General features: G+C 59.8%; 3 protein-coding genes. All 3 read left to right on the top strand.

The features are described 5' to 3' along the window. Window positions 1-44 precede the first annotated feature (44 nt). Window positions 45-2,363, top strand: coding sequence for a 1,4-alpha-glucan branching protein GlgB (glgB, locus tag P8Y39_12660; GenBank protein MEJ2193167.1), 2,319 nt, complete (start codon window positions 45-47; stop codon window positions 2,361-2,363). 637 nt (window positions 2,364-3,000) lie between these two features. Next, window positions 3,001-3,963: a multicopper oxidase domain-containing protein gene (locus P8Y39_12655; GenBank protein MEJ2193166.1), complete on the top strand. Its 963-nt coding sequence runs from the start codon at window positions 3,001-3,003 to the stop codon at window positions 3,961-3,963. Further along, on the top strand, window positions 3,896-4,435 hold a 540-nt coding region (locus P8Y39_12650; GenBank protein MEJ2193165.1), incomplete at its 3' end, for a hypothetical protein. The genes P8Y39_12655 and P8Y39_12650, both read left to right, overlap by 68 nt.

Below are 4,435 nucleotides of genomic sequence, written 5' to 3'. Positions count from 1 at the left end.
TCCGCTGCTTGACACCCTTCAGCCCATTATGTAAATCTCACCGTATGCCTCCTCTGAGGACCCATATCGAAAAGCTCATGAACGCCCGCCACTGCAGACCCTTCGATGTCCTCGGACCCCGCCTCATCGCGGAGGAGCGCCTCGCCGTCCGGGCCTTTCTCCCCGGGGTGCGGGAGGCCTGGGTCCTTCACGGCGGCTCCGCGCATCCGATGCAGCGGATGGACGGCTCCGACCTGTTCGAGGCCGCTTTTCCCCTGGTGAAGGACGCATCCCTCTCCTACCGGATACGTGTCCGGGACAAAGGGGGCGGTGAAAGGACGTTCCATGACCCGTACAGCTTCCCGCCCCTCCTCTCGGACTTCGACCTGCACCTGATACGCGAAGGCACCCATCACCGGAAGTATGAGAAACTGGGGGCCCACATCAGGGAAGTGGACGGCATTCGGGGGGTGCATTTCGCCCTCTGGGCCCCCAGCGCCAGAGGGGTGAGCGTGGTGGGGGACTTCAACCGGTGGGACGGCCGGTGTCATCCCATGTGCGCCCGGGACACCTCCGGCATCTGGGAGCTTTTCGTCCCGGGCCTGGGCGAAGGAGACCTTTACAAGTTCGAGGTGCACGCGGATTCGGGCGTCTTCTTGAGGTCAGACCCCTATGGGTTTTATTGCGAGAGGCGGCCCAATACCGCCTCCGTCGTCTGGGACCTGGCGAAGTACTCCTGGGGAGACCGGCAATGGATGGAGGCCAGGGGGGAAAGGAACTGGCCCGGCTCCCCCGTCACCATTTACGAAGTCCACCTGGGCTCCTGGATGAGGCGCGAGGACGGGGGGTTCCTCACCTACAGGGAGCTGGCCAGGGTCCTGGTGGATTACGTCACCCGCATGGGCTATACCCATGTGGAGCTTCTCCCCGTCATGGAGCATCCCCTGGACGCCTCCTGGGGATACCAGAGCCTGGGGTATTTCGCGGTCACCAGCCGCTTCGGCACCCCGGAGGACTTCATGTTCTTCGTGGACCACTGCCACCAAAACGGCGTGGGCGTCATCGTCGACTGGGTGCCCGCCCATTTCCCCAAGGACGCCCACGGCCTGGCCTTCTTCGACGGCACCTTCCTTTACGAGCACGCCCACCCCTTCCAGCGGGAGCACATGGACTGGGGGACCCATATCTTCAATTACGGGCGCACGGAGGTGGCGAGCTTTCTGCTGAACAGCGCCCTCTTCTGGCTGGAGAAATACCACATAGACGGCCTGCGGGTGGACGCGGTGGCCTCCATGCTCTATCTGGACTACTCCCGGAAGGCCGGGCGGTGGATACCCAACAAGTACGGAGGAAACGAAAACCTGGAGGCCATCGCCTTCATAAAGAAATTCAACGAGCTCTGCCACACCCTGCATCCCGGCGTACTGACCATCGCCGAGGAGTCCACCGCCTGGCCCATGGTCACCCGCCCTCCGTACATGGGCGGGCTGGGGTTCAGCATGAAATGGAACATGGGATGGATGCACGACGTCCTGGAGTACTTCGGCAAGCCCACCGTCCACAGAAAATACCACCACCACAACCTCACCTTCGGCTTCGTCTATGCCTTTCAGGAGAACTTCGTCCTCGTCCTCTCCCACGACGAGGTGGTGCACGGCAAGCGCTCCATCCTGAGCAAGATGCCCGGGGACATGTGGCAGAAATTCGCCAACGTGCGCCTGCTCTACGGTTTCATGTACGGGCATCCGGGCAAGAAAATGCTCTTCATGGGAGGGGAGATAGGGCAGTGGAACGAGTGGAGCGAGGACAGGAGCGTCGAGTGGGACCTCCTGCAGTACGAGCCTCACCGGAAGCTCCAGAGGTACGTCCAGGACCTGAACCACCTGCTCCGCAGGGAGCCGGCCCTCTACGAAGTGGATTTCGACCACCCGGGATTCGAGTGGATAGACTTCAGCGATGCCGACACGTCCGTCGTGGCCTTCCTGAGGAAGGCCCGCGAACCGGAGGACTTTCTGGTCTTCGTCTTCAACTTCACCGAGGTCCCCCGCCTGAACTACCGCATCGGGGTCCCCAGGGGCGGCCCTTACAGGGAAATTCTCAACAGCGACGCCGAGGCCTACTGGGGAAGCAACGTGGGCAACGCCGGGTGGGCTCACGCCGAAGAGGTCCCCATGAACCAGTGGCCCTTCTCCCTGAGCCTGACGCTCCCTCCCCTGGGAATGCTCGTCCTGGCCCCATACCGGAAGCCCGCCATGCCAGGGGGAAAGAAGAAGAAGAAGAACAACGCCGGGGCAAAACGGCGGAAAAGTGTGGGCCTTCTTGAAGGGGGCCGGAAGAGGCCCCTGCTCGAGGGCAAGGGAAAGACCCTTTTGCCCGACCACTGAGCGGCGTGCCAAAAGAGCGTCCATCGTGCTTCCGGGCATGTTGAACGACCATGTTTTCACGCCCCTGCCGCCTCGCCCGGCGTGTATACGGAAGCAGGCAGAGGCAATCCTCTCTCTTCTTGAAATCCCGCTCTCTCGGTGCCCCCCGGCATCGAGAAAATACCGCCTCCTCCAAAAAGAAAAAAAGGGCGTTGCGGCATGGCCTTCCACTTTTTGCACGTTTTGGAATATTTTTAATATTCCGAATGCATTTTTTGTATTGACATGCCTCATAAAAAGGGTACGATGTGAGTAAATAACTTATTTAAGTGTCAAAAGTGGGGAAAGGGGGAATCTCCATGCCACTCTGACGGACCGGTCCCGGCTTCCATCAGGCCCCGAAAGCCGCGGCCGGACATCTGTCGTTTCGGGGTTTTTTTATTCCTTTTTACACGGGCGCACGGATTTCCTCTTCAAGGGAGAAGTCCACAATGCGGCGGCTCGAAAGACTGTATTTTTAATTCTGGCCCCTGGATGTCCCGACAGAAGGGGGATTGCATATGAAGAAGCGAAACGACAAAAAAGGGGGGCCGGCTTTTCAAGGGGCCTTTCTCGAGGCGGCAATCTCTGAAGGCCTGCGGCATAAAAGGAGATTAACATGAAAAAAGAACAATTCAAGATGACCCGTCGTCAGCTTCTGAAAGCGGGAATGGTCTGCGGCGGGGGGCTGATGCTGCCTTTGAGATTCTTACCGGCAAAGGCTTTTGCGGCACCAGCAGCCTCCGGGCTAAGCGATCCAGCCCTGCAGCCAAAGTTCGTTGAGCTGGCGCCGAACGCACTGGACCCTGCTTTTCTGTTCAAGGACTTAAACGAGAACGGCGGACCCGTTCAAAAGCCGAATTTCAGCATAGCGATAAGAGAGACCGTGCAGGAAACCGGCCTTATCGACCCGAAAAATGGCCGGAGGCTAAAGACAAAGGTTTGGGGCTATGGTAGGGACACCGTGTCCTGGCCCGGGCAGACCTTTCAGGTAATGAGTACATCTGCCGGCGGTGCGGATGAGACCGTGGTGAGGTGGGAAAACGAACTCCAGGGCGAGAAACACCTGCTTCCCGTGGATACCAACCTGCACTGGTGCTACTCCCTCCACGGAGCTAGCTCGGCCAACGGCGTCGATTACAGACAGTTCAGCATCAAAAAGGACGGGGTGCCCATCATAACCCATCTCCACGGCGGAAACAGCGACTTTCAGTTCGACGGCAATCCGGAGTTCTTCTACAGCCCCGACGGCAGCGTAAAGGGTCCGCAGTGGGATTTTGTGCAGGGCGGCTTCACCAACACCTTCCGCTACAACAATGCCGTGCCGGCCGGAAACCTCTGGTACCACGACCACGCCTTGGGCCTCACGCGGCTAAACGTCTACGCAGGGTTGGCGGGATTCTACTTCATCCGTGACGAGTCTGATACCGGCATGCCGGGCAATCTTCGGCGACCACATGGTGGTCAACGGCAAGATCTGGCCCAAAACCGACGTGGAGCCACGCAACTACCGCATGCGGCTGCTGAACGGCAGCGATTCCCGGCTCATGGTTCTGCAGTTTGTGGCCGTCAACGCCGGTGATACCGGTTTCACGAACGCTAGCTCGCCCATCCCGTTCTGGATCATCGGCAGCGACCAGGGTCTCGGTACGCCAGCCCAGACCGACACGCTGGTGTTCGAGCCTGGCGGGCGCTATGACATCGTGTTCGATTTTTCCGGCTGGGCTCTAAATGGCAAGCGGGTCATCATGAAGAATATCGGGGGCGACGAACCCTTCGGCGGCGATATCCCCGGCCCGCAGGTCTTCGGTGAGACCGACCGCATCATGGCATTTGACGTGGTTGTGCCATTGTCCACTGTGCCTGATGACTTCAATCCCGGTGACCTCCCAGACTACGGCGGCGTCGCCAACGGCGCGACGACGCGCAGGGTGGCGCTGTTCGAGGGCACCGACGAGTTCGGGCGTTTGCAGCCGCTGCTGGGTACGGTAGCTGGTGATCTTAGTGGGACAAACGTGGCAACCGCTTATACGTGGTTTCAGCCGACAACCGAG

The sequence above is a fragment of the Nitrospirota bacterium genome (assembly GCA_037386965.1).
Taxonomy (GTDB): Bacteria; Nitrospirota; Thermodesulfovibrionia; order Thermodesulfovibrionales; family JdFR-86; genus JARRLN01.
This window is presented reverse-complemented; position numbering and strand designations above follow the sequence as displayed.

Excerpts from the sequence above, each read along its gene's own strand:
- glgB (MEJ2193167.1), top strand. The coding sequence starts at position 45 with ATGCCTCCTCTGAGGACCCATATCGAAAAGCTCATGAACGCCCGCCAC.
- P8Y39_12655 (MEJ2193166.1), top strand. The coding sequence starts at position 3,001 with ATGAAAAAAGAACAATTCAAGATGACCCGTCGTCAGCTTCTGAAAGCG.